We start from the raw sequence: 2,746 nt of genomic DNA on the forward strand, positions 1-2,746 counted from the left end.
GCGGGGGCGCTGACGCCGGAGGTGGACGAGGTCCTGGCGCGGTATCCGCTGCGGGATCTGGTGACCAGCAGTGAGCCGCTGCCGCTGCTGGTGGAGCGGGAGCGGGCGCTGTACGGCTCGTGGTACGAGTTCTTCCCGCGTTCGGAGGGCACGCGCGAGCAGCCGCACGGCACGTTCGCCACGGCGGCGCGCAGGCTTCCGGCGATCGCGGCGATGGGCTTCGACGTGGTCTACCTGCCGCCGATCCACCCCATCGGCACCACGTTCCGCAAGGGGAAGAACAACACCCTCTCCCCCGGTCCGGACGACGTGGGTGTGCCCTGGGCGATCGGTTCGCCCGAGGGCGGTCATGACGCGGTGCACCCGGATCTGGGGACGCTGGAGGACTTCGTCGCCTTCGTGCGGCGGGCGCGGGAGCTGGGCATGGAGGTGGCGCTGGACTTCGCGTTGCAGTGCTCGCCGGACCATCCCTGGGTGCAGAAGCACCCGGAGTGGTTCCACCACCGCCCCGACGGCACCATCGCCTATGCGGAGAACCCGCCGAAGAAGTACCAGGACATCTACCCGATCGCCTTCGACGCCGACATGGACGGTCTGGTCGCGGAGACGGTGCGGGTGCTGCGGCACTGGATGGACGCCGGGGTGCGGATCTTCCGGGTGGACAATCCGCACACCAAGCCGGTGGTGTTCTGGGAGCGGGTGATCGGGGAGGTCAACCGCACCGACCCGGATGTGATCTTCCTGGCCGAGGCGTTCACGCGTCCGGCGATGATGCACACCCTGGCCCAGATCGGTTTCCAGCAGTCGTACACGTACTTCACGTGGCGCAACACCAAGCAGGAGCTGACCGAGTACCTCACGGAGCTCTCGGGTGAGGCCGCTTCCTACATGCGGCCGAACTTCTTCGCCAACACCCCCGACATCCTGCACGCCTACCTCCAGCACGGCGGCCGGCCCGCCTTCGAGGTCCGGGCCGTGCTCGCGGCGACCCTGTCGCCGGCCTGGGGCATCTACTCCGGCTACGAGCTGTGTGAGAACACCCCGCTGAAGGAGGGCAGCGAGGAGTATCTGGACTCGGAGAAGTACCAGCTCAGGCACCGCGACTGGGCCGCCGCCGAACGCGAGGGCCGCACCATCACCCGGCTCCTCACCCGGCTCAACACCATCCGGCGGGAGAATCCTGCCCTTCAGCAGCTGCGGGACATCCACTTCCACCACGCCGACCAGGAAGCGGTGATCGCCTACTCGAAGCGGAAGGGTTCGAACACGGTTCTGGTGGTCGCGAACCTCGACCCCCACCACACCCAGGAGGCCACGGTCTCGTTGGACATGCCGCAACTCGGCCTGGACTGGCACGAGTCGGTGCCGGTGCGCGACGAGCTCACCGGCGAGACCTATCACTGGGGCAGGGCCAACTATGTGCGCCTCGAACCGGGCCGCAGGCCCGCGCACGTCTTCACGGTTCTGCGACCGTCCACCCCGGAGATCGGAGGGTCACCCACAACATGATCGTCAACGAACCCGTTCCGGACACCTTCGAGGACACTCCCGCCCGGGACCGCGACCCGGAGTGGTTCAAACGCGCCGTCTTCTACGAGGTGCTCGTCCGCTCGTTCCAGGACAGCAACGGCGACGGCGTCGGCGACCTCAAGGGCCTGACCGCGAAGCTCGACTACCTCCAGTGGCTCGGCGTCGACTGCCTGTGGCTGCCACCGTTCTTCAAGTCTCCGCTGCGCGACGGCGGCTACGACGTCTCCGACTACACGGCCGTGCTGCCGGAGTTCGGCGACCTCGCGGACTTCGTGGAGTTCGTCGACGCCGCCCACCAGCGCGGCATGCGCGTGATCATCGACTTCGTCATGAACCACACCAGCGACCAGCACCCGTGGTTCCAGGAGTCGCGCAAGGACCCCGACGGGCCCTACGGCGACTACTACGTGTGGGCGGACGACGACAAGCAGTTCCAGGACGCGCGGATCATCTTCGTCGACACCGAGGCCTCCAACTGGACCTACGACCCGGTCCGCAAGCAGTACTACTGGCACCGGTTCTTCTCCCACCAGCCGGACCTCAACTACGAGAACCCGGCCGTGCAGGAGGAGATGATCTCCGCCCTGAAGTTCTGGCTGGACCTGGGCATCGACGGGTTCCGGCTGGACGCGGTGCCGTACCTGTACCAGCAGGAGGGCACCAACTGCGAGAACCTCCCGGAGACGCACGACTTCCTGAAGCGGGTGCGCAAGGAGATCGACGCGCAGTACCCGGACACGGTGCTGCTGGCTGAGGCCAACCAGTGGCCCGAGGACGTCGTCGACTACTTCGGCGACTACCCGAGCGGCGGCGACGAGTGCCACATGGCGTTCCACTTCCCCGTCATGCCGCGCATCTTCATGGCCGTCCGGCGGGAATCCCGCTACCCGGTCTCCGAGATCCTGGCCAAGACCCCGGCCATTCCGTCGAACTGCCAGTGGGGCATCTTCCTGCGCAACCACGACGAGCTCACGCTCGAAATGGTCACCGACGAAGAGCGCGACTACATGTGGGCCGAGTACGCCAAGGACCCCCGCATGCGCGCCAACATCGGCATCCGTCGCAGGCTCGCCCCGCTGCTGGACAACGACCGCAACCAGATCGAGCTGTTCACAGCCCTGCTGCTGTCGCTGCCCGGCTCGCCGATCCTGTACTACGGCGACGAGATCGGGATGGGCGACAACATCTGGCTCGGCGACCGGGACGCGGTGCGCAC

Annotated in this window: 2 protein-coding genes; both read left to right on the plus strand. The window is 67.2% G+C overall.

All coding sequences use genetic code 11. From position 1 onward, the window contains the following. Positions 1 to 1,509 (plus strand): alpha-amylase family glycosyl hydrolase (locus tag GTY56_RS33970; RefSeq protein ID WP_161369134.1); only part of this gene is annotated, 1,509 nt, incomplete at its 5' end. Then, positions 1,506 to 2,746: maltose alpha-D-glucosyltransferase (gene treS / locus GTY56_RS33975; protein ID WP_161369135.1), on the plus strand; the 1,241-nt coding region annotated here is incomplete at its 3' end. The genes GTY56_RS33970 and treS, both read left to right, overlap by 4 nt.

The organism is Streptomyces sp. SID5643, assembly GCF_009872555.1.
Taxonomy (GTDB): Bacteria; Actinomycetota; Actinomycetes; order Streptomycetales; family Streptomycetaceae; genus Streptomyces; species Streptomyces iakyrus.